This window comes from Streptomyces sp. 796.1, from assembly GCF_047525675.1.
In the GTDB taxonomy this organism is placed as follows: Bacteria; Actinomycetota; Actinomycetes; order Streptomycetales; family Streptomycetaceae; genus Streptomyces.
Map to the genome: position 1 here is coordinate 37,189 of NZ_JBLIWA010000106.1, position 24,897 is coordinate 62,085.

The 24,897-nt window shown below is 74.0% G+C and carries 17 protein-coding genes; 9 read left to right on the forward strand and 8 right to left on the reverse strand.

All coding sequences use genetic code 11. The features are described 5' to 3' along the window. Nucleotides 1-24 precede the first annotated feature (24 nt). Entirely contained in the window at nucleotides 25-321 is a 297-nt protein-coding gene (locus ACMA1D_RS31955; protein WP_414727466.1) for a winged helix-turn-helix transcriptional regulator, read from the reverse strand. 122 nt (nucleotides 322-443) lie between these two features. On the opposite strand from ACMA1D_RS31955, the gene ACMA1D_RS31960 reads away from it, so the two are divergent. Next, entirely contained in the window at nucleotides 444-1,052 is a 609-nt protein-coding gene (locus ACMA1D_RS31960) for an NAD(P)-dependent oxidoreductase (RefSeq protein ID WP_414727467.1), read from the forward strand. Between the two features lie 398 nt (nucleotides 1,053-1,450). On the opposite strand, the gene ACMA1D_RS31965 is transcribed toward ACMA1D_RS31960, so the two are convergent. Next, a complete protein-coding gene (locus ACMA1D_RS31965; RefSeq protein WP_414727468.1) occupies nucleotides 1,451-10,648 on the reverse strand; it encodes a type I polyketide synthase in 9,198 nt (3,065 codons plus the stop codon). Between the two features lie 1,019 nt (nucleotides 10,649-11,667). On the opposite strand from ACMA1D_RS31965, the gene ACMA1D_RS31970 reads away from it, so the two are divergent. After that, nucleotides 11,668-12,498, forward strand: coding sequence for an IclR family transcriptional regulator (locus ACMA1D_RS31970; RefSeq protein ID WP_414727469.1), 831 nt, complete (start codon nucleotides 11,668-11,670; stop codon nucleotides 12,496-12,498). A 337-nt stretch (nucleotides 12,499-12,835) separates the two neighbouring features. Here the strand turns inward: ACMA1D_RS31970 and ACMA1D_RS31975 are convergent, their stop codons facing one another. Next, nucleotides 12,836-13,081, reverse strand: a complete 246-nt coding sequence (locus ACMA1D_RS31975) for a hypothetical protein (protein ID WP_414727470.1) — start codon at nucleotides 13,079-13,081, stop codon at nucleotides 12,836-12,838. 223 nt (nucleotides 13,082-13,304) lie between these two features. Beyond that, entirely contained in the window at nucleotides 13,305-13,541 is a 237-nt protein-coding gene (locus ACMA1D_RS31980) for a hypothetical protein (RefSeq protein WP_414727471.1), read from the reverse strand. Between the two features lie 207 nt (nucleotides 13,542-13,748). On the opposite strand from ACMA1D_RS31980, the gene ACMA1D_RS31985 reads away from it, so the two are divergent. Next, nucleotides 13,749-14,108, forward strand: a complete 360-nt coding sequence (locus tag ACMA1D_RS31985; RefSeq protein WP_414727472.1) for a hypothetical protein — start codon at nucleotides 13,749-13,751, stop codon at nucleotides 14,106-14,108. 124 nt (nucleotides 14,109-14,232) lie between these two features. Beyond that, nucleotides 14,233-14,955 carry a hypothetical protein gene (locus ACMA1D_RS31990; RefSeq protein ID WP_414727473.1) on the forward strand — a complete coding sequence of 241 codons (723 nt, stop codon included), beginning with the start codon at nucleotides 14,233-14,235 and terminating at the stop codon, nucleotides 14,953-14,955. A gap of 401 nt (nucleotides 14,956-15,356) precedes the next feature. Here ACMA1D_RS31990 and ACMA1D_RS31995 read toward each other — a convergent pair whose 3' ends face one another. Next, nucleotides 15,357-16,268: a lytic polysaccharide monooxygenase gene (locus tag ACMA1D_RS31995; protein ID WP_414727474.1), complete on the reverse strand. Its 912-nt coding sequence runs from the start codon at nucleotides 16,266-16,268 to the stop codon at nucleotides 15,357-15,359. Between the two features lie 858 nt (nucleotides 16,269-17,126). Here ACMA1D_RS31995 and ACMA1D_RS32000 point away from each other — a divergent pair. Both ACMA1D_RS32000 and ACMA1D_RS32005 read left to right on the forward strand, forming a co-directional pair. Continuing rightward, a complete protein-coding gene (locus ACMA1D_RS32000; RefSeq protein ID WP_414727475.1) occupies nucleotides 17,127-17,573 on the forward strand; it encodes an SRPBCC family protein in 447 nt (148 codons plus the stop codon). Between the two features lie 122 nt (nucleotides 17,574-17,695). Further along, nucleotides 17,696-18,142, forward strand: coding sequence for a YchJ family protein (locus ACMA1D_RS32005; protein ID WP_414727476.1), 447 nt, complete (start codon nucleotides 17,696-17,698; stop codon nucleotides 18,140-18,142). 202 nt (nucleotides 18,143-18,344) lie between these two features. Here ACMA1D_RS32005 and ACMA1D_RS32010 read toward each other — a convergent pair whose 3' ends face one another. Together ACMA1D_RS32010 and ACMA1D_RS32015 are read right to left on the reverse strand one after the other, a co-directional pair. Beyond that, complete coding sequence (locus ACMA1D_RS32010; RefSeq protein ID WP_414727477.1) at nucleotides 18,345-19,280, reverse strand: SAM-dependent methyltransferase; 936 nt, start codon at nucleotides 19,278-19,280, stop codon at nucleotides 18,345-18,347. Between the two features lie 2 nt (nucleotides 19,281-19,282). Continuing rightward, a complete protein-coding gene (locus ACMA1D_RS32015) occupies nucleotides 19,283-20,227 on the reverse strand; it encodes a helix-turn-helix domain-containing protein (RefSeq protein ID WP_414727478.1) in 945 nt (314 codons plus the stop codon). Between the two features lie 165 nt (nucleotides 20,228-20,392). Between ACMA1D_RS32015 and ACMA1D_RS32020 the strand changes: the two genes are divergently transcribed. After that, complete coding sequence (locus tag ACMA1D_RS32020; protein WP_414727479.1) at nucleotides 20,393-21,019, forward strand: hypothetical protein; 627 nt, start codon at nucleotides 20,393-20,395, stop codon at nucleotides 21,017-21,019. Nucleotides 21,020-21,210: 191 nt separating this feature from the next. On the opposite strand, the gene ACMA1D_RS32025 is transcribed toward ACMA1D_RS32020, so the two are convergent. Next, nucleotides 21,211-22,119, reverse strand: coding sequence for a LysR family transcriptional regulator (locus tag ACMA1D_RS32025; protein ID WP_414727480.1), 909 nt, complete (start codon nucleotides 22,117-22,119; stop codon nucleotides 21,211-21,213). A 101-nt stretch (nucleotides 22,120-22,220) separates the two neighbouring features. Here ACMA1D_RS32025 and ACMA1D_RS32030 point away from each other — a divergent pair, with 101 nt between their 5' ends. Beyond that, entirely contained in the window at nucleotides 22,221-23,498 is a 1,278-nt protein-coding gene (locus ACMA1D_RS32030; protein ID WP_414727481.1) for an MFS transporter, read from the forward strand. 172 nt (nucleotides 23,499-23,670) lie between these two features. Then, entirely contained in the window at nucleotides 23,671-24,630 is a 960-nt protein-coding gene (locus ACMA1D_RS32035; RefSeq protein ID WP_414727482.1) for a hypothetical protein, read from the forward strand. Nucleotides 24,631-24,897 lie beyond the last annotated feature (267 nt).

A 24,897-nucleotide genomic window follows, 5' to 3' on the forward strand; every position in this document is an offset into this window, starting at 1 on the left:
AGAACCGGCACGTTGGCGGACCCGTCACGGGGCTTCGCCCGAGCGCTCCAGATCCAGCGCAACCGTCCTGACCGCGTCGACGATCGGCATCAGCTTGCGGCCGAACGGGGTCAGGCCGTAGACCGTCGACTGCTTGCTCTTCGACTCGGTGACCCGGCTCACGATGCCTGCCTCTTCGAGCCGGCGCAGGCGGTTGGTGAGCGTGACCGCATTGACCTTCGGGATCGCTCGCTGCAACTCGTTGAAGCGCCTCTCCGAGTCCTGCAACGTCATCACGATCGCCAGCGTCCACAGATCGCCGATGATCGACAGGATCTCCATGCACCGTGCCGTCTGAGGGACGTTCATCCGCATCATCACGCCTTCCACGCCAGGCAGCTACGCTGGCTTTATCAGTAAAGAAACTTTAGTGGTTCTATCTCGCGAGGAAGGTGCCCGTCACCATGCGGATCACGTTGTTCGGCGCCACAGGCCGGATGGGGCAACTACTGACACAACTGGCCCTGGACGCCGGGCACGAGGTCACCGCCTACGCCCGCACGCCCGGCAAGCTCCGGATCACCCACCCGAAGCTGTCGGTCGTCGCCGGACAACTCGATGACGAGGAGGCAATCCTCGAAGCGGTGCGCACAGCGGACGCCGTGATCGAGGGCGTCGGCTCCGAGAGCGAGGCGACCCGCCGGATCATCACCGCCATGGACGCCGCAGGCGTGAAGCGATTGGTGGCCGTGTCGACGTGCAGCGTCCCGGACCCGGACGATCTGCCGGACGGCAGACTCAAGACCCTGGTCCACTTCGTGAAGACCGCCGCGCCCCGCGCCTACGCCGAAGTGCGAGCCGCAGCCCAGGCCGTACGCGCAAGCGACCTGGACTGGACGCTGATCCGGGTGGCAGAGCTCAACGACAAGGCCGCCAGCGGATTCGTCAAGGTCGGCCATTACGGCCACGGGACCGTGGGCCTGTCCGTCTCACGCGCGGACATGGCGGCCTTCCTCCTGTCCCAGGTTTCCGACAGCGCCTACGTGCGTAGCGCTCCGGCGATCAGCAACTGAGGTCTCGGACGTCGTGGCCGCCCCGATGGCGCACGCGCAGCCGCACCGCACGACTGTCACTAGCGGTCATGGAACTCCTCCCGCGCCGCCCTCCTCGTCCCAGGCGGACGAGTGGCGGGCGGGGTCGCACGCGTCCCAGTCGCGAATGCCCTCGTAGGTGACGCGGGGCACACGGTCTTCGGGGAAGGGCAGGGTGTCACGGTCGTACGTCAGGGCTGGCCGCTCTTCCTGTCCGATGTGATCGACCCATCAGTCTCGGCTCAATGCCCTCGGACCACGAACGCCTTTGGGGCCGCGCTGACTTGCCCGGGGCATGGGTCCATACCTCCAAGATCATTGCGCTGTTCCTTCTGGGCTCACCTCGGCTGGCCCCCGGGTAGTCAGGGCGGGGCAGCCACTCAATCCCGCTGCTCAAACAGGGCGAACAACTCGTCATCCGTGATGGACTCGCTGCCCGTCTGTGCGGATGCCGCCTCCATCGCCGCCGTACGGGCCGCGGCGAGCAATTCCCTGAGCCGAGCGGTGATGCGCTCGCACTCGTCCGCATCGGTGGCGGCCGACTCGATGGCCGGGCGGAGTTGGGCGAGCCGGTCCGTCACCCGCCCGCCCGACCCGCTCCGCGCACCGGCGAGAGCGTGCAGCAGATGGCTGGCGAGGGCCGCCGGGGTGGGGTGCTCGAAGGTGGCCGTGGAGGGCAGCCTGACACCGGTGGCGATGTGCAACCGGTTGCGCAGTTCGACGCCCGCCAGCGAGTCGAAACCGATCTCGGTGAAGCTGCTGTCCGGATCAACGGCCCCGGAGTCCGTGTGGCCGAGCACGGCGGCAACCGTCTCGCGCACCAACTCCCTTACAGATCCTTCCTGTTGCTCCCCAGACAGCCCCGCGAACTGGTGGCTCCAGGAGTCGGTGGGCGCAGTGGGGGCGGGGTCCTGGCGACGGTTGGGATGGGAGTTGGAGCGGTGTACGGGGGCGCCGACCAGTTCGCGCAGGAGGAAGGGTGCCTCGTCGTGGTGGGCCCGGAACCTGGTGAGTTGGAAGGCCGCCGGGACCAGCAGCGGCCGGGGAGCGTCGAGCGCGGCATCGAGGAGGGCGAGCCCCTGTTCGACGGTGAGGGGGACGACGCCGGCCCGGGCCCAGCGATTGCGGTCCCGGTCGGTCAGGGCTCCCCCCATGCCTTCCGGTGCGTCCCACAGGCCCCAGGCGAGTGAGGTCGCGGGCAGACCGCGCGCGGTGCGGTGCGCGGCCAGCGCATCGAGGAAGGTGTTGGCCGCGGCGTAGTTGGCCTGCCCGGGCGATCCGATGAGGCCGGCCCACGAGGAGAAGAGCACGAACGCCGCGAGCGGCCGGTCCTCGGTCAGTCGGTGCAGTTGCCAGGCAGCGTCAGCCTTGGGCCGCAGCACCGCAGCGATCCGCTGCGCGGTGAGGCCGTCCAGGGTGCCGTCGTCCACGGCGCCGGCCGCATGGATCACGGCGGTCAGCGGGTGCTCGGTCGGTAGGGCGTCGAGCAGCTCGGCCAGCGCCTCGCCGTCGGCGACATCCGCCGCCGCGACGGTCACCCGGGCCCCGTGCGCGGTGAGCTCGGCCGTCAGCTCGCGCGCGCCGGGGGCGGCGGCACCGCGCCGGCTGACCAGGAGCAGGTGGCGTACGCCCCGCGCGGTGACCAGGTGGCGGGCGACGAGGGCACCGAGCCCACCGGTGCCACCGGTGAGCAGTACGGTGCCCGCCGGGTCGAGCGTCCTCCTGGTGGCAGGAGCGATCTCGGGCGTGGGCCTGGAATCGGTTTCGGGACCGGACACTGCGGCCGGTTGGCCCGCCCCTGCCGGCCCGGTCCCGTTCCGCGGGGCGGGGATCGACGTCGGCGGCACGGGGGCAACCCGCGGCACGTACACCTCGCCCCCGCGCACCGCGACCTGCGGTTCGCCGCTGGCGATGGCGGTGCTCAACGCGTCGTCGCCGGCTCCCTGTTCGAGGTCGACCAGCACGATGCGGCCCGGGTGCTCGCTCTGCGCCGAACGGATCAGACCCCAGATCGGGGCGGCGTCGAGCACGGCCACGTCCTCACCGGGGAGGACGGCCACGGCCCCAGCGGTGACGACCACCATGCGGGCGCGGTCCAGTTGCCCGTCGCCGAGGAACCGTCGTACGTGGTCCAGTACGCGCCCGACCGTGCGGTGCGCGGCCGGTACGGGGTCCGCTGTCGGGCCCGACGCCGAACCCGCGCCCGGCACCCGGAGCAGTACGACATCGGCGGTGGCGGAGGAGCTGCCGGGCGGGGAGTCGGTGGACGGGGAGTCGGCGGCGGGCGCGCCGTTGCGGTGTGGGGTGTCCGCGGGTAGGTCGAGGCGCGGAGGACAGCCGGTGTCCCCGCCCGTCGGCTCGGGCCCGGCCGGGGTGCCGTCCGCTGTCGGGGCGCCGCCTCCCGGCGACCGCGCGGGGACGGCGGTCCCGCCACCCAAGCGGACTTTCGTGACAGGGGTGTTGCGCCGCTCTCCCCCTGCGGCCGGGGCCGGTCGGCCGTGCGGTGCCGGGTCGCCATCCGCCGCGGTCGACACCGTGACGTCGGCCCGTACCCGGGCCCGTACCGCGGGCGTATCGGCCGGGAGCGGCTGCCAGGTCACGGTGTATAGCGGGCCGGCGTGGCCCGGTCCTGCGGCCACCAGGTGTGCCCTGCGCACCGGTCGCAGCGTGAGCGAGCCGACCGCGGCCACCGGCGCGCCGGTCGGGTCGGTGACGGTCAGCGACACGGTGTCCGGGCCGGTGGGGTGGAGCCGGGCCCGCAGTTCGGTCGCGCCCCGCGCGGTGAGGGTCACATCGGCCCACGCGAAGGGGAGGCGAAGGGTGTCCGGATCGCCCTGCTGTGCGGCGGCTGCGGCGAGGGGGTGGAGTACGGCGTCCAGAAGGGCGGGGTGCAGGGTGCACCGTGCGGCGTCCTCGGTCTGCCCGGCGGCCAGCCGCACCTCGACCAGGGTGTCCCGGCCGTCCCGCCACCAGGCGGTGAGGTTGTGGAAGGCCGGGCCGTAGCCGTAACCGTGGTCGGCCAGATGGGCGTAGAGGTCCGCCACGGGCATCGGCTCGGCCCCTGTCGGCGGCCACGGCGTCGGGGTCGGTTGGGGGGCCGGCGGCTGGTCCGGTCGCGCTGTCCCCAGGGCACCGCTGGCGTGCCGGGTCCACTCCCCCGGCCCGGTGTCGGGCAGGTCCTGCCGGGCGTGGACGGCGAGCGTGCGCTGACCGGTGGCGTCCGGGGCGCCCACCGTGACCTGGAGTTGGACTGCGCCGCGGGCCGGCAGCGGCAGTGGCGCCTCCAGCGTGAGGTCGGCCACCCGCGCAGCCCCGACGTGGCGCGCCGCCGCGTCAGCGAGCTCGACGAACGCGGTGCCCGGCACCAGCACGCGGCCGGCGATGGCGTGGTCGGCCAACCACGGGTGGCTGGCCAGCGAGAGGCGCCCGGTCAGTACGGCCTCCTCGCGGCCGGCGAGCGGGAGGGCGGCGGAGAGCAGCAGGTGGTCCGCACGGTCCAGGCCGAGCCCGCGCGCGTCCGTACGGGGCGGTGGGATGAGCCAGTAGTGGTCGCGCTGGAAGGCATAGGTGGGGAGCTCGACGCGGCGCCCGCCGGGGAAGAAGGTCGACAGGTCCACCGGGGCGCCGACGGCGTGGGCGCGGGCCAGGCCGGCGACGAGCGTCTCGGTCTCCGGCCGGCCGGCCCGTTGCAGCGGGATGGCGGTGACCGTACGGGCTGCGGCCGTACGGTCGGTGAGCGCGTCGTCGGCCATGGCGGTGAGCACGGCGTCCGGGCCGACCTCGACGAAGGTGGTGGTGCCGCGGGCTTGGAGCGCCCGGACCGCATCGCCGAACCGCACGGGCTCCCGGATCTGGCGCACCCAGTACTCGGGCGAGGTCAGTTCCGCGGCGGTGGCCTGCCGGCCGGTGACGGTGGAGATCAGCGGCCGGCTCGGCGCGCCGAGGTCGAGCCCGGCGGCCACTTCTCGGAACGGGTCGAGGGCCGAATCCATGTGTGCGGAGTGGAAAGCGTGGCTGACCCGCAGGCGGCGGGTCTTGCGTCCGCGCGCGCTCCAGTGTGCGGCGAGTGTGACGGCGGCTTCGCTGTCGCCGGAGACGACGACGGCGCTCGGCCCGTTGACTGCGGCCACCGACAACCGGCCCGCGTGCGCCGCCAGGGAGTCCAGCACTTCCTGCTCCGTTGCCTGCACGGCGACCATCGCGCCCCCGGGACGGGCCTGCTGCATCAGTCTGGCCCGGGCCGCGACCAGCGCGGCGGCGTCGGCGAGCGAGAGCACGCCGATGACGTGGGCGGCGGCGAGTTCACCGACCGAGTGCCCGGCGACCGCGTCGGGGCGCAGCCCGTGGTACTCAAGGAGCCGGTAGAGCGCCACCTGATGGGCGAAGAGGGCCGGTTGGGCGTAGGCCGTCTGGTGCAGCGTGGTGCCGTCCTCGTGAGGTGCGGGGCCTGCGTCCCGGTCAGGCGCCGGACCCCTGTGCTGGCGGCCGGCGGCCGGCTGCTCGGTTGCGAACATCACCGCGCGCAACGGGCGCTCCAGATGCTGGTCGAGAGCGCTGCACGTCTCGTCCAGGGCGTACGCGAAGACGGGGTGGTTCGCGTACAACTCGCTGCCCATGCCTGCGTGTTGGGAACCTTGGCCGGAGAAGAGGAACGCGGTGCTGCCGGCGTGGCTGGCCGTGCCGCGGATCACGTTCGGCGCGCTGTCGCCGCGCGCGAGCGCGTCGAGGCCGGTGTGGAAGTCCGCCGGGGACGTGCCGATGACGACGGCCCGCTGATCGAAGGCGGTTCGGGTGCTGGCGAGCGAGAACCCGATGTCCGCTGTGCTCGGCTGACGACGGCCGGCGTCGACGCCACCGGCGGAACGCTCAGCAGCGCACCCGTCGGGGCTCCCGACGATGGCCGCGGCAGCACCGGCGGTATCGGTGGCAGGTGCGGCGGCGGACGCTGTGTCGGTGCCGCTGCTGGGGTGGAAGTCCCGCAGCCGGGCGGCCTGGGCCCGCAGTGCGTCCTGGCTGCGTGCCGAGAGCGACCAGGGCAGCGGCAGATCGGGGCCGTACGCGCGGGGGTGCGGGCGCGCGGGGGCGTCCGTGAGCGTGGCGGTGCCGGGGGGCGTGGCGTTGGCTTCCGCAGCAGGGGTGGCGTCCGCAGCGGGCTGCGGGGGCGCGGGGGCAGGAGGTTCCTCGATGACGACATGGGCGTTGGTGCCGCTGATGCCGAACGAGGAGATCGCCGCGCGGCGCGGGCGGGCGGTGCGCGGCCACGGACGGGCCTCGGTCAGCAGGGCCACCGCCCCGGTGTCCCAGTCGACGTGCGGGGACGGCGCGCGCAGGTGCAGGGTCTTGGGCAGCAGGTCGTGGTGGATGGCCTGCACCATCTTGATGATGCCGCCGACGCCGGCCGCGGACTGGGGGTGTCCCAGGTTGGACTTGAGCGAGCCCAGGTAGACCGGGTCGGCCGGGTGGCGGCTGCGGCCGTAGGTGGCGAGCACCGCCTCGGCTTCGATGGGGTCGCCGAGCGCGGTGCCGGTGCCGTGCGCCTCGACCACGTCGACGTCGGCCGCTTCCAGCCTGGCGTCGGCCAGGGCCTGCCGGATCACCCGCTGCTGCGCCGGCCCGTTGGGCGCGGTGAGGCCGTTGGATGCGCCGTCCTGGTTCACCGCGGTGCCGCGCACCACGGCGAGCACCCGGTGGCCGTTGCGGTGGGCGTCCCGTACGCGTTCGAGCACGAGCAGGCCGACCCCCTCGGCCCAGCCGGTGCCGTCCGCCGCCGCGTCGAAGGGCTTGCAGCGGCCGTCGGGCGCCAGGCCGCGCTGGCGGGAGAATTCGAGGAACATGCCGGGTGTCGCCATCACGGTCGCGCCGCCGGCCAGGGCGAGCCCGGTCTCGCCCTGCCGCAGTGAACGGACCGCCAGGTGCAGGGCGACCAGCGAGGACGAACAGGCGGTGTCCACGGTGACGGCCGGCCCGGTCAGCCCGAGGTGGTAGGCGATGCGGCCGGAGAGGACGCTGGTGTGTCCGCCGGTCAGTACGTGCCCTTCCACGCCTTCGGGCGCGTCGTGCATGCGTGGGCCGTAGTCGAGGCCGGTGCCACCGACGAAGACGCCGGTGGCGCCGTCGCGCAGGGTGGTGGGGTCGAGCCCGGCCCGCTCCGTGGCCTCCCAGGCCACTTCGAGCAGTAGCCGCTGTTGCGGGTCCATGCTGCGCGCCTCGCGCGGCGAGATGCCGAAGAACGCCGCGTCGAACCAGCCCGCGTCGTGCAGGAACCCGCCTTGCCTGGCGTAGCTCTTGCCCGGCCGCTCCGGGTCCGGGTCGTACAGGCCCTCGTCCCAACCTCGTCCGGTGGGGAAGCCGGTGATGGCGTCGCGGCCGTCGGCGACCAGGCGCCAGAGGTCGTCGGGCGAGCTGACGTCGCCCGGATAGCGGCAGGCCATGCCGACGATGGCGATGGCGTCCCCGTCGCCCGCTGCCGCCGGTGGGGATGCGGGCCGTGCCGGGGCGGCGGGCCGGCGTCCGGTGTTGGCATCGCGGGCCAGTTCGGTGCTGAGGTGTCGTTCCAGGGCTTCGATGGTGGGGTGGTCGAAGAGCAGCGAGGAGGGCAGCCGCAGCCCGGTCGCCCGGCCGAGCCGGTTGCGCAGGTCGACGGCGCCCAGTGAGTCGAAGCCGAGGTCCTTGAAGGTCCGCCGGGCGTCGACGTCGTCAGGTGCGTACGCGAGGACCTGGGAGACCTGGGCCAGGATGAGGTCCCGCACGGCCCGGCGGCGCTCGTCCGCATCGGCCGCGGTGAGCCCCGCGCGCGCCGCTCCCGCCCCGTCCGGTGCCGGGGGCTCGGCGTGCGGCAGCGGCCGGCCGATCCAGTAGCGCTGCCGTTGGAAGGGGTAGGTGGGCAGGTCGACGCGGGTGGCGCCGGTGCCGTGGAAGGGCACGCTCCAGTCCACCTCGGCGCCGTGCACGTACGCCTCGGCGAGCGAGGTCAGGAAGTGGTACGGGCCGCTCTCGGCGCGGCGCAGGGTGCCGATGGCGGCGGAGCGCTCGGCGCCGTGGGCCTCGATGCTCTGCTCGATGCCGTGGACGAGCACGGGGTGCGGGGACAGTTCGACGAACAGGGCGTCGCCCTCGTCGAGCACCGTGTCGACGGTCTGCGCGAACCTGACGGTCTCGCGGAGGTTCCGGTACCAGTACGCGGGGTCGAGTTCGGTGCCCACCACCGGTCGTGCGGTGACGGTGGAGTAGAGCGGAAGTCGTGCCGGGCGGGGCCGGATGCCGGCGAGGGCCTGGGGCAGCCGGTCGCGTACCGCTTCGACCTGGGCGGAGTGCGAGGCGTAGTCGACGGGGATGCGCCGGGCGCGGACGCCCTGGTCCGCGCAGTGGGCGAGTAGTTCGGTCACCGCCTCGGCCTCGCCGGAGACGACCACGGACGCCGGTCCGTTGACGGTGGCCAGCGAGAGCCGGCCGGGCCAGGCGGCGATCCGCTCGGTGGTCTCGTCGGGCCCGAGCGCGAGGGACGCCATGGCGCCGCGCCCGGCGATGGCACCGATGACCTGGGAGCGCCGGGCCACCGCCCGGGCCGCGTCCCGCAGTGAGAGCGCGCCGGCCACGCAGGCGGCGGCCGTCTCGCCCTGCGAGGCGCCGATGACGGCCGCCGGTACGACGCCGTGCGCCTGCCAGAGTGCGGCCAGCGAGACCATCACGGCGAACAGTGCGGGCTGGACGACGTCCACCCGCTCCAGCGAGGGCGCGCCTGGCTCCTGGCGGAGCACCGCTTCCAGGTCCCAGTCGACGAACTCGGCGAGCGCCTGCGCACATGCCTTCATGCTGTCGGCGAACGGCTGCGCCTGGTCCCACAGTTCGGTGGCCATGCCGGTCCACTGCGAGCCCTGGCCAGGGAAGACGAAGACGACGCGGCGCGCCGGCCCTCCGGCTCCGTGGGTGGGTGGCTCGCACAGGCCGGGGGCGGGCTCGCCGCGGCCGAGGGCGGTCAGGGCCGTGCTGAAGGCGGCCCGGTCGGCGGCGACGACGACCGCCCGGTGTTCGAAGGCGGTCCGTCCGGTGGCGAGCGAGCGGCCGACATCGCGCGGGTGGGGCGCGGGTTCGCGCGCCGCCCAGGCCGCCAACGAGCGCGCCTGCGCGCGCAGCGCTCGCGGGCTGCGCGCGGAGACGACCCAGGGAAGCCAGGTCTTCTCCGCGGCGGGGCCCCCTTCGGCGCCGGCGGGTGGCTCGGCGGCCCGACCCGCTGGCGCGTTCGCGGCGGTCCCTTCGGGGTGGGCGGCGCGGATCTGGTGGGGGTCGGGCGTGGTGCGCGGTGGCTCGCCCAGCACCAGGTGGCAGTTGGTGCCGCCCATGCCGAACGCGCTCACGCCGGCGACCAGCGGGCGGTCCGGGTCGGGCCAGGCCGTCAACTCGCGCTGCACGGCGAGGCCGAGGGAGGCGAGGGGGATGTCGGGGTGGGGCGTGCGGAAGTTGAGGCTGGGTGGCAGCTTTCGGTGGTGCAGGCTGAGCACCGTCTTGACCAGGCCGACCAGGCCCGCCGAGCCTTCCAGATGGCCCACGTTGGTCTTGGCCGAGCCCACCCGCAGCGCACGGTGCGGGGAGCGCCCGCGGCCGAGTACGGCGCCGAGCGCGGCGGCTTCGACCGGGTCGCCGACGGGTGTGCCCGTGCCGTGCAGTTCGACGTACTGCGCGGCATCTGCGGGCAGCCCCGCGCGGGCGTAGGCCAGGCGCAGTACCTGTTCCTGGGCGGCTGGGCTGGGCACGGTCAGCCCGTCGGACGCGCCGTCGTTGTTGACGGCGCTGCCGTGGATCACGCCGTAGACCCGGTCGCCGTCGGCCAACGCGCGGCGCAGGGGCTTGAGCACCACCACGCAGCCGCCCTCGCCGCGCACGTAGCCGTTGGCGCGGGCGTCGAAGACGTAACAGCGGCCGTCCGGTGAGAGCGCGCCCAGTTGCTCGGAGACGGTGGTGCTCGCGCTGGTCAGGATGAGGTTGACCCCGCCGACCAGGGCGAGGTCGGATTCGCCGGTGCGCAGGCTGGCACTGGCCAGGTGCACGGCGACCAGGGAGGACGACTGGCCGGCGTCGAGGGTGAGGCTGGGACCGTGCAGGCCGAGGAGGTAGGAGACGCGGTTGGCGAGGAGGCTGCGGTGGGTGCCGGTCATGGAGTGTCGTGAGACCTCCGCCGGGGCGTCGTGGTGCAGCACCGTGGCGTAGTCGCTCCACATGGCGCCCACGTACACCCCGGTCTGGGTCTCCCGGAGGGCGGCGGCGGCGATGCCGGCGTCCTCCAGGGCCTCCCAGGCCAGTTCGAGTACGAGCCGTTGCTGGGGGTCCATGGCGATGGCCTCGCGCGGCGAGATGCCGAAGAAGGCCGGGTCGAAGCCGTCGACCTGGTCCAGGTAGCCGCCGAGCGGGCCGGCCCCGTCGGGTGTGGCGGGCAGGTGGGGACGGCGGTCCGGCGGGGCGGTGCCGATGGCGTGGCGGCCGTCGGCGAGGAGTCGCCAGAAGGCGTCGGGTCCGCTCGCCCCGGGCAGCCGACAGGCCAACCCGACCACCGCGACCGGTTCTTCTCCTGTTTCGCCCGTCACCTCAGGCTCCTCCCCCGTCGTGCTGTGGATGGAGGCCGATGGGCCGAGCCGCCGGGGTCATGCGCCGTGGTGGGTCGTACGACTGCTCAGTGGTCGACAATCAGCTCTCCGTGGACCACCCCACTCCCCCGGGCGATCACTCAACGTCCTCGAACGGTCACATGGAGGCACGCCCTGGCGCATCCCCTTGGCCGGATCACATCGTCAAGTTGACCGACACGCCGAACAGTTGATCACCCACAGGAGGGACCTATGGGGTAAGCATGGCGCGGTCGCCAGCCGCCGTAGTCCGAACGTGCCACCCGGAACCACCCCGCGCCCCCGCCCGGCCCGCCCTACGCGCCGGGCGCAACGGATACACAGCCCGCCCCCCGCGCCGTACATCCGCTTCTGCGCGCCGTTCCGCAAGTCGATACCGCCAGGTCAGCCGGGCGGGTGAACGGGCGGGCCCAGGGGTGCGTACGGGCTGACGCATCACGCTGGAGGGCGCGGCGGGCGGGCCGGCGTACGCGCCGACGGCCTGGGGCTCGATGGACGCTCACCGCTCCGCGCACCGTTCCCCCACGCCGCAAGGTTCGCCGCGGCCGGCCACACGGCGGCGCGGGCGGACCACGCGGCGACGCGCCTCGCGGGCGCCCCCGATCGACGAGCGGACACCAGGTACGCGGGTGGGCGCGGGTGCGCGTCCGTCCCCGCGCGGGCACGCACCCCACCCCCGTGTGGCCGCGCTCCCACCATCCGCCCCGTGTCGGACGGTGGCTACCCAGCCACCAGGCGGCCCGCATCGCAACAGGTCACCCGTGCCGCGCCGACTCACCACCGCACCGCGACCGGAGCGACGTCGCCGGGAGCGATCAGGGTGACGAGGGCTCAACTACCAGGACGCATCCGCGGATTACGTGTCACGGTGAGGAACACCGATCCGGATATTGCTACATGCCGCCGGGCGCCGCAAGAGGGGCAGCGATGCTCCCCCGGCCCCCTCGGAGTGCGCGACTTCCTGCGCTACCGTGCAGTCCATGAGCGCGGAGGAGCGGGAGGCACTGGAGGACACCGGCGATCAGGACAAGCAGGACAAGGGGGCCGCCGCGGCGGATCGGCCGGCGGGCCTGATCGGTGCGGTCGACAACGTGCTGCGGCTGCTGCGCCTCTTCGAGGACCGCCAGGTGATCCGGGTCAACCAGGTCAGTCGGGACATGGGCCTCTCCCGCTCGACCGTGCACCGGCTGCTCTCCACACTCAGCTACCACGAGTACGTCGAGCAGGACGCGTACTCGCGCGCGTACCGCCCCGGCCCGGCGCTGGTCGACATCGGCCTGTCGGTGGTGCGCAACATGGACATCCGGGCCGTGGCCCGCAGTTCGCTCGTCGAGCTGCGTGACTTCACGGACGAGACCGTGCACCTGGCGACCCGGCGCGGCACCGAGATGCTGTACGTGGACAGCGTGGAGAGCGAGCAGACGGTGCGCGTGAGCAGCCGGATCGGCTGGAGCCTGCCCGCGCACGCCACCGCCGCCGGCAAGGTGCTGCTGGCCGAGCTCACCGAGGAGCAGCTGACCGCGCTCTACCCGTCCGAACGGCTCGACGCCCCCACGGAGCGCGCCGCGGCCACCCGTACCGAACTGCGCGGCCACCTCGCCGCCGTACGCGAGCAGGGGTACGCGGTCAACCACGCCGAGAGCGAGAACGAGGTGAGCGCGGTCGGGGTGGCGGTACGGGACCGTTACGGGCAGGCCATTGCCGCGCTGGTGACCACGGCGCCGAAGTCCCGGGCCGACGCGGCATGGATAGCGACCACCGTGCAGGCGTCGATGCGCGTGGCGGCCGAGCTGACCGCACGGACGGGCTAGCGGGGACGGGGCAGCGGACGCCCCCGCGGCCCCCGGGCCTTCAGTGGCCCGCTGGCGTGCGCACAGCAGACCGTCCCAGAGCACTCCTCCGGACCCGGCCGGCCCCGCCTGTCTTGCCGTTCCCAGGCCCCCGCTTCCCGCAGCACGCCGCCCCGGTCGTCCTGAGCGTCGAGAGCCGGAGACCGAGCAACCCAGGCGCCCTCCCGTACGCCACATCCCGTACGGGCACGCGCGTAGGGCTGCTTCCCTCACCCAGCGCACGCCGAAGACGACGGCATGCGCCTCGCGCGGGCGCGCGCGGGATGCGCAGGCGTCGCAGCACACCGTGCAGGCCCCGTCACAGCACATGGTGCGGGGTCCAGGTGAACTGGTCGCCGCCCACCCAGCGGACAGAGTCCGGGTCGTCCAGGTCGACGCCGTGCAGCCCAAGCTGCTGGGCGATCACGATCACGTCCACCACGGACCTGGCCGTACCGACCATCTCCCCGCTCACCTCCACCAGCCGGAACGGCGGGCTGCCCGGCTGCACGGGCAACACGACGAGCACGGGGGTGGAGATGCGCGGCACATCGCGTTCGGTCATGACTCAACGGTGCAGCCTCTCGGCCGCTCGCGCACACCGACGGCCGGCTGCGAGCGGCCACCCGTACCGCGCGGCAACCGTCCGGGCGCGGGCCACGGCCGTCACCCCGCCCGCCGGCCTCTCCGCACCCGCAGGCCGTGCGCATCCCGCCACCCACCGGCACGCCGTCGAGAAGGTTGCGCGCAGGTGGTGGCCCGCGGGCGGCAGGCCGGTACGACGCGGCTCAGTCCGGAGGCGCCGCCAGCCAGTCGTCTCGGCCGCCGCCCTGCCATTCGACCAGGTCAGGGTCGTCGAGGGCGATCCGATCCGCCGGCACCCCGGCCCGGCGCATCATGAGCGCGACCTCGTCCGGCGCCACGGCCACCCCGACGTCGCGGCCGTCGATGGTGACGCGTCGGCGCCCGTCGAGCGGCGGGTCCACGACCACCCGGGGCAGCTCGCGCCGGTTCGTCTCGTCCATGTCTCCAGCCTGCGACCCCGCACCACCGTGCGCATCTCCGCACCGTCCACGGGCGCACGGCCACGCGGGCGCGCGGGCGCACCGCCGGCCGGATCGGGTGGTACGGCGGTGCGAGGTCGCCGCTCGGAGCCGCTGTTCGGGGCATGCCGCGCCGCTGGTCGGCGTGGCTAGCGCCAGCTTTATTCGAACAGTCGTATCATTCTTGGCATGGCCGAATCGTTTGCGTTTCCCGAGGATCTTCTGGCGGCCCAGGAGGAGCTGCACCAGGTCCGCGCCCGCCTGCTGGCGCGGTACGAGGAGCTGTCGTGGTCGGTGGAGCCCACGGCCGGGTTCGCGGACCGTGACCTGTGGCGGCCCCGCGAGCGACCCGACTCCCCCGGCTGGTCGGAGACCGAGCAGGCCGAGGTGACGCAGTTGCGTGCGCGGGAGCGGGAGCTGGCCGAGACCGTCGTCACCCATCCGTACTGGACGACGATCACCGGCCCGCAGGTGCCGGCCGGCCGCTCGGCGCTCAAGCACGCGCACGAGAACGCGCGTGAACACGCGGCGGCCGACACCGACGGCTAGCACCGCGCCGGCCAGGCCGTGGCGGGCCGCGCCGCTGGAGCCGACCGGGTGCCGCGGGCCGCGGCGCCCCCGGGGGCTGAAAAACACGCGTGCGGCCCGGCCCGAGCGGTGACAACCTTCCGGAGTGATCCCCACCGAGACGTCCCCCCTCCTGGCCGCTGCGGCGCGCAACAACGCCGACTGGTGTGCCGCGGTCTGCCACTCACACGGCGTGCCGAGCCGCTTCGACGACGCGGCGTGGAGCAGCGCCCGGCGCACGCCGCCGTACTACCCCGACGCGGTCACGCTGCATCCCGGCGCGGTGCCCGCCGACGTGGTGGCGGCGGTCGACACGGCCACGCCCGGCTGTTCGATCAAGGACAGCTTCGCCACGCTCGACCTCGCGCCAGAAGGCTTCGTCGAGCTCTTCACCGCGCAGTGGATCCACCGCCCGGCGGAGGTCACGGCCGGCGCGACGGCGCCGCCCCTGCGTGCCGAGCCGGTCACCACGGCCGCCGGGCTCCGCACCTGGCAGACCGCCTGGCACGGCAGCGAAGCGGGCCCCGACGTGTTCCGGTCAGCGCTGCTCGACCACCCGTCCGTGCGGGTGCTCGGCCTGTACCGGGGAGCTGGGCTATGCGGTGGCGCCGTGTTGAACCACGGCGCGGGCGTGGTCGGGCTGTCCAATCTGTTCGCCATCGATCCGGCTGACGCCGGCGCCGTCTGGGCCTCGACGGTCGCCGCCGCGGCCCACCACTTCCCCGGCCGCCCACTGGTCGGTTACGAGCACGGGGACGCCCTCGTACCGGCGCTCGCCAGCGGCTTCGACATACTCGGCCAGCTTCGTGTGTGGCTGCGCACAACGTGAAGCGGCGCGCGGCATGAGCGCCACGCGCGCGAGGGGAGCCGGCTGAAGGCCCGGCGGCCACTGCGCCGTCGGCCGTCCCTGCGCGGGGCCCTGGGGGCCCGGGCCGTGCGACCGGCCGTGGTCGCTCGCGGCCGGCCGGGTCCGACGGCCGGCGTTCCGCCGCCGGTGCGGGGCCGCGCCACGGCGCCACGGACGCAACGCATGTACCCGATCCGACAGGCACACCCGATCCGAGAGGTGCAACAGTTCGCGGCAGGCGCCACGGACATGGCGGCGTGGTCCGGCGCCGCTGGCCCGGCGTGCCGACCGGGCCAGCGGCTGGTGGGCGCGGACTGCGCCCCGGAAGGGTCCGGCGCACGGGAGGTGGCGCGCCCGGACCCCGGGTCAGGGGACCTGGGGGATCAGGCCCGACGACGACGGAAGTACAGGAAGCAGGCGGCCGTCATGCCGACGGCCGCGGTGCCCGCGAGCATCTGCGGCATCGAGCTGTCGCCACCCGTGGCGGCGGCGGTGTTCTCCGCGTTCAGGGCAACGGCACCGTCCTGGGCGGCAACCTTGTTGGCGGCGGCCCGCTCGCCGGGAACGTCACCGCCGTGGCCGTGGTGGCTCACGGTCGACTTGGAAGCACCGGCGTCGATCTGCTGCTGGGTCGGCGCCTTGGCGGCGGCCTGCTGGGCACCGCCGAAGGAGACGTCGGAGCAGCTGTAGAACGCCTCAGGGCTGTCGTTGCGCTGCCAGACCTTGTAAAGGAGGTGACGACCCGTCCGGTTGGGCAGGTTGCCGGTGAACTCGTAATAGCCGCTGGGCGCGGTCCTGGCGACGTTGGCCTTGGCGACCGGGGTGGTCTCCAGGTCCGACCACTTCAAGGGCTTCGTGGGGTCGTAGCCCTCCTTGGTGATGTAAACGGTCATCGTGCCGGGGTGGGCGGCGGTCACGCGGTAACGGAAGTTGAACGCGCCCGAGGAGACCGGGGTGGCCGGCCAGTCGGTACGGGCCCAGTCGAGCGCCTTGTACTTCTCACGGTTGGCCGAGCAGAGCTTGCCATCGGGAATCAACTTCTGGTGTTGACCATTGGCGTTGGCAATGTTGACCTCGTTCCAGTCGTAGAGCGGCTGGGTGCCGCTCGCGGCGACGAGGTCCTTGCACACCTGCGACTTGGGACCCTCGGGGCCCTCTCCGTAACAAACGGCGACACGGCTCACCGGGTTGAACATCGTGCCGTGAGCACTCGCCTGGCCGGGGTTAAAGGTGACGAGCAGCGCCGTGGCGGCGCCGACCGCACCCAGGGAAGCGGCCTTGCGTCGAGTGGACATCAGGGGCTCCATTCTCCAACTGTGGGGGAACACAAGCGAAAAAAGATCTATTCATGGGGCAACACACGCCCTGTGGGGCGCATCGGGCAGGGGCGGTGCTCGATGCGGCGTCCCCGCAGGGGTGTTCAGAGGCAGGGTCGCATTGGCCTAGACCAACTACAAGAGTCGTGCACATGGCAATCCGGATAGACCCTGCGGCGGCCGAAAACCAACACACCACCTGGCAGCCCTGCGCCGCCCCGTCCGCCCACGCCGATTCCGCGGCGTCCGAGGGCCGTCAACCGCCGCACTCCACGGGAAACCCGGGGGAAACATCGCTACCCCGGCCGCCCCGACCTCGCGCGCGGGACGCCCAGCAGTGTCCGGAAGGCCACCGCCTCTTGGCGCATACTTGACCCGCAATTGACGTGTACCGCGCGCAAGGATGACGCGTTCCGGCCCGTCGTCACCCGACTCGCCACCTTTGCCACCCTGGTACCGCGCGCCGCCCTCGCCCCCCTGGCCGTCCGTGCGCCCCTCACCCCGGCCCCTCCAGGCCGGCTGGCTCCCCAATCCCCTTCGGCGCGCCCGACTCCTCCGGCACCCCGTCACCACCCGCCAGCGCCTCCTGTACGGGCCGGGTCGGGCCGTAACCGCCTCAACCTCCGACACACGGCGCCGCGCAGTGCCACGCTCGGGCGCCGTACGGCATGTGAAGCTACGGGCGCGGGCCAGGACCGGCCGTCGGCGCGCGGTGCGCTCGCACACGCCGCGCTCCCCCGGCCCGGCCCCGCCCGGCTCGCCCACGACCGTGGGCCAGCACGCACGGCCGCGGACCGGCACGTACGGCCTGCGGCCGGACATCGTGGGGAGAGATCAGTGGAGAAGGTCTTCGAGAGCTACATCCGCACCACCCCGGACCGTCTGTGGACGGCCCTGACCGACCCCGAGATCCGGGCCGTCTACCACTTCGGTTCCCGGATCACCTCGGACTGGGCGCCGGGCTCCCGGTACGAACTGGTCAACCCGCGCGCCGACGGGCCGCTGTGCGAAGGGGTCAACCTGGAGGTGGATCCGCCACGCCGGCTCGTACAGAGCATGGTGGCGCTGTGGAACGAGGACGTGCGCAACGCCGGCACCTCGCGCGTGACCTGGGAGATCGAGCCCGTCGCCGACTCCTGTCGGCTGCTGCTCACCCACGACCGGCTCCCCGCGGACGCGAGCGAACAGCTCTACGGGGGCTGGCCCATGGTCGTCTCCGGTCTCAAGACGTGGTTGGAGACCGGTGAGCGGCTCACCACGCCCGGGTCGCTGATGTACACCTGAGGCCGGCCGTCGCACCGCCCCGCGCCCCGGGGCAACCGGCGGTGCGCGACCGAGCCGCGGCAGGGCAGCGGCAGGACAGCGGCCCGGGCAACAGCGCGGACGGCGGCGGGGAGAATGGGCGGATGGCCAAGAAGAGCGCACGCCGCCGACCCGCCCCCGCCCAGCCGGCCCGCCCCGCGGTGGGCCCCGAATCGCCCTGTCCCTGTGGCAGCGGCGACTCGTACCAGGCGTGCTGCGGCGCCCTGCACTCCGGGCGGGCCACGGCCGGCACGGCAGAGCGGCTGATGCGCTCGCGGTACAGCGCCTTCGTCGTGCAGGACGCCGCCTACCTGCTGCGGAGCTGGCACTCCAGCACCCGACCCGGCAGCGTCGACTTCGAGCCCGGCCAGCGGTGGACCGGCCTCGACGTGCTCGGCAGCACGGCCGGCAGCGCCTTCCACACCGAGGGCACCGTCGAGTTCCGCGCCCACTTCACGGTGGCCGGGCACGCGCACAGCCAGCACGAGGTGAGCCGCTTCGTGCGCGAGGACGGGCAGTGGGTCTATCTGGACGCGGTGGCGGAGGACTGACCGCCCACCGGGGGCCGCGGGCCCACCGGTGCCGGCGCCCGGTGCCCCCGCGGGCGCGCCCGGGCCGGCTGCGGCCCGTACGCGCCGTTGGGCCACGGCACCGGCCCTGCCGCGGCCCGAGGCGGCTCCGGCAGTCCCGCCTCCTGACGACCCCCGCCCTGGGAGCGCCGCCCTGGGAGCGCCGCGCAGCGGACCGCCCCGCTCAACGCTTGCGGGCCACCCCGCCGTACATCGAGATGTCCGCGTCGGTGAGCTGGCTGCCCGCCCCGGGGTCCGGCCGCCAGCGGTGGATCGGGGCCACCCCGGGCTCCACCAGCTCAAGCCCGTCGAAGAAGCGCAGGGCATCGGCCTTGGTGCCCTGCCGCAGGGCCACGCCCGACTGGTGGTAGACCTCCGCCGCGCGGGCCATCTCCGCGGGGGCGAAGTCGGTCGTGGCGTAGGACAGCGCCAGGTACGAACCGGACGGCAGCGCGGCCAGCAGTTCCTCGACGATCGCGTACGGGTCGTGCTCCGGCGGCAGGAAGTGCAGGACCGAGATCAGGGTCAGGGCCACCGGCCGGGCCGGGTCGAAGGTCTCCCGGACCTCGCGGGAGCCGATGATGGCCGCGGGGTCGCACAGGTCGGCCTGGAGATAGCTGGTGCGCCCCTGCTCGCTGCTGCGGAGCAGGGCGCGCGCATGGGCCAGCACCAGCGGGTCGTTGTCGACATAGACGACGCGCGCCTCGGGCAGCGCGCCCTGGGCGACCTGGTGCAGGTTGGGTTCGGTGGGGATGCCGGTGCCGATGTCGAGGAACTGGGTGATCCCCGCCGTACGGGTGAGGTACTCGACGGCCCGGTGCAGAAACGCCCGGTTGGTGCGGGCGATGGTACGGGCCGTCGGGAGCACCTGGAGGACCCGCTCGGCCGCCTCCCAGTCCGGCTGGTAGTTGTCCTTGCCGCCAAGGAAGTAGTCGTACATGCGGGCCGAGTGGGCGGTGCCCAGGATCAGCCCCGAGCCGTGCGGTGGCGCGGAGGGCGGGCCCTGCGGGGGCGGCTGGTCGGTGACGACGGTGGCGTCGGCCGTCGTGGCCGCTGCGGTCGCCGCAGTGGGCGGGGGCGGGGCGTCCTGTGCGGTGATCTGTGGCGGCTCGTACGTCACCGTCATCCTCCTGTGCCGTGGGGGGCGTCGCTCCAGTGTGCGTGAAGCTCCGCCAGGCGGTCGCGCGATGCGCTCGCCTGAAGCGCTTGGGCACACACATGGTCCAAAGCCGCCTGGTACCGGGCGACGTTCTCCCGCTTGGTGTCGATGGTGGGCGCGGTGAGTCCGTTCTCGGTGGAGACGATGTCGGGCAGTTCGCGGGCGCGGACCCGGAAGACGGTGAAGGCGCCGGCGCCGGCCGCCAGGTGGGGGCCCAGTTCGTACGGCATGACCTGCAACGTCACGTGCGGTAGCGCCGAGAGGTCGAGGAGGCGCTCGACCTGGTCGCGCATCACCTTGGGGCCGCCGACGGGCCAGCGCAGCACCGTCTCGTCCATGACGATCCACAGCCGGGGCGGCTCGTCGCGGGCCAGCAGCGCCTGGCGTCGCATCCGCAGTTCGACGCGCCGTTCGGTGCGCTCGGGGTCGGGCGCGGCCAGCGGGTCGTCCGCGTGCAGCAGCGCCCTGGCGTACTCCTCGGTCTGGAGGAGGTCGGGCACGTGCTGCGGGGCGTAGCCGCGGATGAGCTGGGCCGCTTCGTCGAGGCCGATGCGGGTGCGCAGCCATTCGGGGGCCACGTCCCGGTAGGGGTGCCACCAGCTCGGCTGGCTGGCCTCGTCCGCGAGCCGCTGGACGGCGTCGGCCTTCTCGCGCGCGGTCACGCCGTAACAGTCGAGGAGGGCCATCAGGGACGCGCGCAGATAGCGCGTGGCCTGGCCCGCCTCCATGCGGCGGATCGTGGCTTCACTGACACCCACTGCCTTGGCCGCTTCGAGATACGACCTGCCCGCGCTCTCGCGGAGCTCCTTGAGCTGGGCTCCCAGGATCTGCCGAAGCACCTCTGGGGGATCGCCGGCGGCCAATCCGTCCCTCCTCGCTGAACTGCAATTTGCAAACTGGACTTGCATTCTGACTTTTCACCTCACCATAGTGGGTGGTGGCCTGGGACACACGAGACGGAGACGTACCGAGCCCCAGGCGCCGTGCCCGTCACCCCGCGCGGGCTCACCCACTCACGTGCCTTCCCACCGCGGCAGTGACCACCCGCACGCGGGAAGGCCCCCGGAGGACACATGGCCCGCTACCCCGCCAGAGAGCGGCTGGCGCAATGGTTCTCGCAGGACGGCCAGCCGCGGCAACCGGCCCTGACCCCGGAGCGGGCCGGTGCAGCCGAACGGTGGATCACTGCGTCACACCCACGCCCCGATCGGCTCGCGGCCGAATGGCAGCGCCCGCCGCGCAACACCGCGCTGGTGCCCGCAGGCCACGGCTGGGACGCCGTGGCCCTGCCCTGCACGCTGGCCGCCGCGGCCTCGGAGGAGCTGACCGCCGAACAGCGCACCGACCTGGACGGCGTGCCGCTCCTGTGCGACCTGGACAGTCAGCTCGTCTACATCCCGGTGGCCCCCGGCAGCGCCGACCGCTGGGGCGATCCGGCCGTCACGGTGCTCAGCCACGACGACTGGCTGGTGATGCCGCATCCGCGCCATCCGCCGACCGGGCACCGCGCGCTGTGGATCTCCCTGCCGGACGGCAGCGGGCGGCTGGCCGACGTACGGGTGCTGCGGCTGGCCGTCGCCCAGGCCCGGGCCCGGCAGCGGGCCGCCCGCCCGCCGGTCCGCACCGCCTACGCGTACCCGATCCCGCGGTCGGTGCCCGTGCAGCGCACCGTGGCCTACGGGGAGGTCGGCTTCCGCTGACCACGGCGGACGGGTGACCGGGAGGTTCCGGGGCCGGTCCGTGCGGCTGGCGCGCCGGGCTCGGGGCCCGGTGCGTGGTGCGGCGCGGCGCACGGGGGACGGCGCGCGGCGCACACGGGGCAGGGGCCGGGCCCCATCGAGTCAGGGGCCCGGCTCCCACGCCATCTCGGCCCCGGCCCGGCCCTGCCGGTTCAGCGGGCGACGAACGGGCCGAGTTCCTGGGCGAGGGCGATGGTCAGGGCCCGGAAGATACGGACCTCCGGGTTGACCTCGTCGGCCCGGATCGCCAGGCAACTGTTCTCCCACGGCGCGTCGAGCACCGGTACGAACACCGCGCCGGGCCAGCCGTAGTAGCGCGCGAAGGACTTGAGGCCCGAGCCCGCGGCGCGCCCGGTGACGACCCCGGTCAGCACCTCCTGCGGGGTGAGTGCGTAGTCCCTGCTCCGGCGCTGCGCCTCGTCGTTGAAGTAGAGGTAGTCCGCGAAGTGGCGCGGCGTGTGCGGCGGGATCCGGAAGAACGGCAGGTCGGCGATGTCGGCGACGCGCACGCCGAGGTCCCGGGCGTCCGCCAGCGACGAGCTCTCGTGCACGGCCACGATCCGCTGCTCGGTGGTCAGCACGTCGGTCGTGATCCGCTCGTCCTCCGGCGGCGGGCGGACGAACGCCACGTCCACGCTGTCTTCGACCAGCGCCGTGACGTGCTCGGTGAAGTCGAGTTGTCGCAGTTCGACCGGGACTTCGGGCCTGGCCCGCCGGTAGGCGCTCAGCGCGGCCGGGGTCAGCTCAGCCGAGCCGTGCCCCATGATCCCCACGCGCAGCGGCCGTACGGCGGCGGCCTCCCGCTCCTGGGCCAGTTCGGCCATGTCGTCCATCGCCGCGTTCGCCACGGCCAGCAGGGTGCGGGCGTGGCCGACCAGGCGGGCGCCGGCCGGGGTCAGGGAGACCGGGTTGCGGTGCAGCAGGCGGGCGCCGACCTCGCTCTCCAGGCGCCGCACGTGCTGGGTGACGGCGGGTGGCGAGAGGAAGAGCCGCGCCGCCGCCCGCCCGAAGTGGCCTTCCTCGACGACCGCCAGGAACGACGACAGCAAGCGGAGGTCCATGGCCACCACCCTAGGCAGGGCGCGCGCCGGCGGGCGACCGGCCTTCACGATTCGTGAAGGGGGGCCGCGCAACCCCCTCGCCCGCTCGTACAACTGGCGCCATGAGCACCACCACCAACCACCAGCAGTCGCAGGGCGGGCGGCAGGCGTCCGGCCCGGCGGGGCCCCCGCCCGCCGCCCGTTACGGGCTCCGCGCGGGCTGGCTGATGATGGCCTCGGGCTGGAGCGCCAACCAGTACTCCGCACTGCTCGGCGCCTACCGTTCGAACCTGGGGCTGTCCGAGTCCGCCGTGACCGGCCTGTTCGCCATCTACGTGGTCGGACTCGTGCCCGGGCTGCTCGTCGGCGGGCCGCTCGCCGACCGGCTCGGCCGCCGGCCGGTGGCCCTCACCGCGCTCACCGTCAACCTGCTCTCCAGCGTGCTGCTGATGGCCGGCAGCGGGGTGCACGCGCTGTTGCTGCCCGGCCGCTTCCTGACCGGCGTCGGCGCGGGGGCGCTGTTGGCCGCGGGCAGCGCCTGGGTCAAGGAACTCTCATCGGCGCCGTTCTCGCCCGACACGCCCCCGGGTGCCGCGGCCAAGCGCGCCGGGCTCTTCGTCTCGGCCGGGTTCGCCTCCGGCGGGCTGGTCGCCTCGGTGATCGCGCAGTGGGCGCCGCGGCCGATGGTGACCGCCTACCTGCCGCACGTGGTGCTCGCCGTCGCGGCGGGCCTGGCCGCGCTGCGGTTGCCCGAGTCGCGGGGTGCGCGGCCGGCCACGCACCCCGGTGCGTCGTCGCCGCCGGCCGCCGGACCGGTGGCGGACACGCCGCCAACGGCCCACCGGCGGCGGTTCCTGCGCGCGGTCGCGCTGCTGGCGCCCTGGGTGTTCGCCGCGCCGGCCGTCGGCTTCGCCACGCTGCCCGGCCTGGTGGACGACGGGCTCACCGGCTGGCAGACCGTGTACGCGGGCATCACCACGGCCGTGGTGCCGGGCGCCGGGTTGCTCGTCCAGCCGCTGGCCCGCCGGCTCGCCGCCCGCAACCGGCTGGCCACGGCCGTCACCGGGCTGCTGGTCACCACGGTGGGCCTGGCGGTGGCCGCGCCGGCAGCCGCCCTGGAACAGCCCGCGCTGGCGCTGCTGGCCGGCGCGCTGCTCGGGGCCGGCTACGGGCTCGCGCTCACCTACGCGCTGACGGAGGTCGCCGCGATGGCCCCGCCGGAGCGGCTGGCCAGGCTCACGGCGTACTTCTGGACCGCGGCCTACCTCGGCATGTTCACGCCGTACGTGCTGTCCCTGCTCTCCGGGACGTTCACCATGCCGACCCTGATGCTGGCCGGGGCGGTGCTGTCGGTGGCGACCTGTCTGGCGATGGTGGCCCTCAACCGGCGCGCGGCGTAGGGCGGGCGCCACGGGGTGGCACGGCACCGCGCGGGCCGCGGCCGGTCCCGGCGCCGGCTGCGGCCCGCGCCGTGGTGCGCCGTGCTGCCGCGCCCAGCGGCCCCGACGGCACCTCGGCCGTTAGTCCGTACGGCGGTACGCTGACCCGGTCCGCACACAGAGGAGCACGCCGATGACTCAGCCTCCCCACGAGCCACCTCAAGGCGGCTTCGGCGCACCGCCCCCGCCCGGCCCCGGGCAGCCCCCACAACCGCCGCAGCCCGGCCCGTACCAACCCCCCGCCGGCCAGCCCGGCTACGGCTACGGGGGGCCGCAGGACCAGGGCGCCCCCGCGTACGGACAGGGCTCCCCGCCCGGCCAGCCCGCGCCGTACGGTCCGCCGCCGGGCCAGGACCCGCAGGGCGGACCGGGCGCGCCCTACGGACAGCAGCCGCCGGGGCCCTACGGGGCGCCGCCACAGCAGCCGGGTCCCTACGGAGCGCCCCAGCAGCCCGGGCCGTACGGGGCGCCGCAGCCGGGTCCGTACGGGGCGCCGCAGCAGCCCTACGGCGGGTATCCGCCGCCGGGCGGCGGTGGCGGGCGGCGCAGGACGGCGTGGATCGTGGGCGGTGCGGTGGTGGCGCTGCTGGCGATAGCCGGCGGCGTCTTCCTCGCCACCCGCAGCGATGACGGCGGCGACAAGAAGCCGGTGGCCCAGCAGAGCCAGGACGCCGACGGCACGCCCACGCCCACCGCGCAGCCGTCGACGACGCCGGACGAGGTGCTTCCCAGCGAGAGCCCGACCGCCCTGCCGAGCCCGTCCGACCTCGGCCCCACCGGCTCCGGCATTGAAGGCGTGTGGCGCTCGACCAAGGACGGTCGGATGCTGGCGATGGCCAAGGGTGGACAGGGTTCCGCGACGGCGGGGCGAGACGGCGCCGCCATGGTCAAGGGCGGTCTCCAGTGCAAGGGGTTGCGCGAGGAGCGCACCCCGGGCAAGTCCTGGCGGCTGGCGCTGCTGTGCGAGCGCGACGGCAAGAAGGACAAGGACCTGGGCGGCGACGTCACGCTCACCGGGAACACGCTCACCATCGTCTGGGACGACGAGGGCACCGAGACCTTCGAGCGCTTCCGGGACCTGACCGGAAGCTGACCCCGCGGCCCCATACTCCCCATACTCCGCACCCCAACCCCCGTGCCCCCAGCGCCCCCTGCTCGCCCGTGGCGAGCACCGGATGCGCCGCGCCGCGGGACTGCCACCACCGGCCCGTCGACACCCGCTGTCGGCGGGCCTTCGGCTGTGCTGGCGCCCGACGACCACCCGGTGCGCCCAGCCCGACAACCAAACCGCACGGGCCAGACCGCGCGCCCGCCCCACAGCCAACTCGTACGACCAGACCCGCACGACCGGCCCTCACGG

Bases quoted from the DNA above. Each gene is read 5' to 3' on its own strand.
- ACMA1D_RS31955 (WP_414727466.1), bottom strand. From the start codon at position 321: ATGGAGATCCTGTCGATCATCGGCGATCTGTGGACGCTGGCGATCGTG.
- ACMA1D_RS31960 (WP_414727467.1), top strand. From the start codon at position 444: ATGCGGATCACGTTGTTCGGCGCCACAGGCCGGATGGGGCAACTACTG.
- ACMA1D_RS31970 (WP_414727469.1), top strand. From the start codon at position 11,668: ATGAGCGCGGAGGAGCGGGAGGCACTGGAGGACACCGGCGATCAGGAC.
- ACMA1D_RS31975 (WP_414727470.1), bottom strand. From the start codon at position 13,081: ATGACCGAACGCGATGTGCCGCGCATCTCCACCCCCGTGCTCGTCGTG.
- ACMA1D_RS31980 (WP_414727471.1), bottom strand. From the start codon at position 13,541: ATGGACGAGACGAACCGGCGCGAGCTGCCCCGGGTGGTCGTGGACCCG.
- ACMA1D_RS31985 (WP_414727472.1), top strand. From the start codon at position 13,749: ATGGCCGAATCGTTTGCGTTTCCCGAGGATCTTCTGGCGGCCCAGGAG.
- ACMA1D_RS31995 (WP_414727474.1), bottom strand. From the start codon at position 16,268: ATGTCCACTCGACGCAAGGCCGCTTCCCTGGGTGCGGTCGGCGCCGCC.
- ACMA1D_RS32005 (WP_414727476.1), top strand. From the start codon at position 17,696: ATGGCCAAGAAGAGCGCACGCCGCCGACCCGCCCCCGCCCAGCCGGCC.
- ACMA1D_RS32015 (WP_414727478.1), bottom strand. From the start codon at position 20,227: ATGCAAGTCCAGTTTGCAAATTGCAGTTCAGCGAGGAGGGACGGATTG.
- ACMA1D_RS32020 (WP_414727479.1), top strand. From the start codon at position 20,393: ATGGCCCGCTACCCCGCCAGAGAGCGGCTGGCGCAATGGTTCTCGCAG.
- ACMA1D_RS32025 (WP_414727480.1), bottom strand. From the start codon at position 22,119: ATGGACCTCCGCTTGCTGTCGTCGTTCCTGGCGGTCGTCGAGGAAGGC.
- ACMA1D_RS32030 (WP_414727481.1), top strand. From the start codon at position 22,221: ATGAGCACCACCACCAACCACCAGCAGTCGCAGGGCGGGCGGCAGGCG.
- ACMA1D_RS32035 (WP_414727482.1), top strand. From the start codon at position 23,671: ATGACTCAGCCTCCCCACGAGCCACCTCAAGGCGGCTTCGGCGCACCG.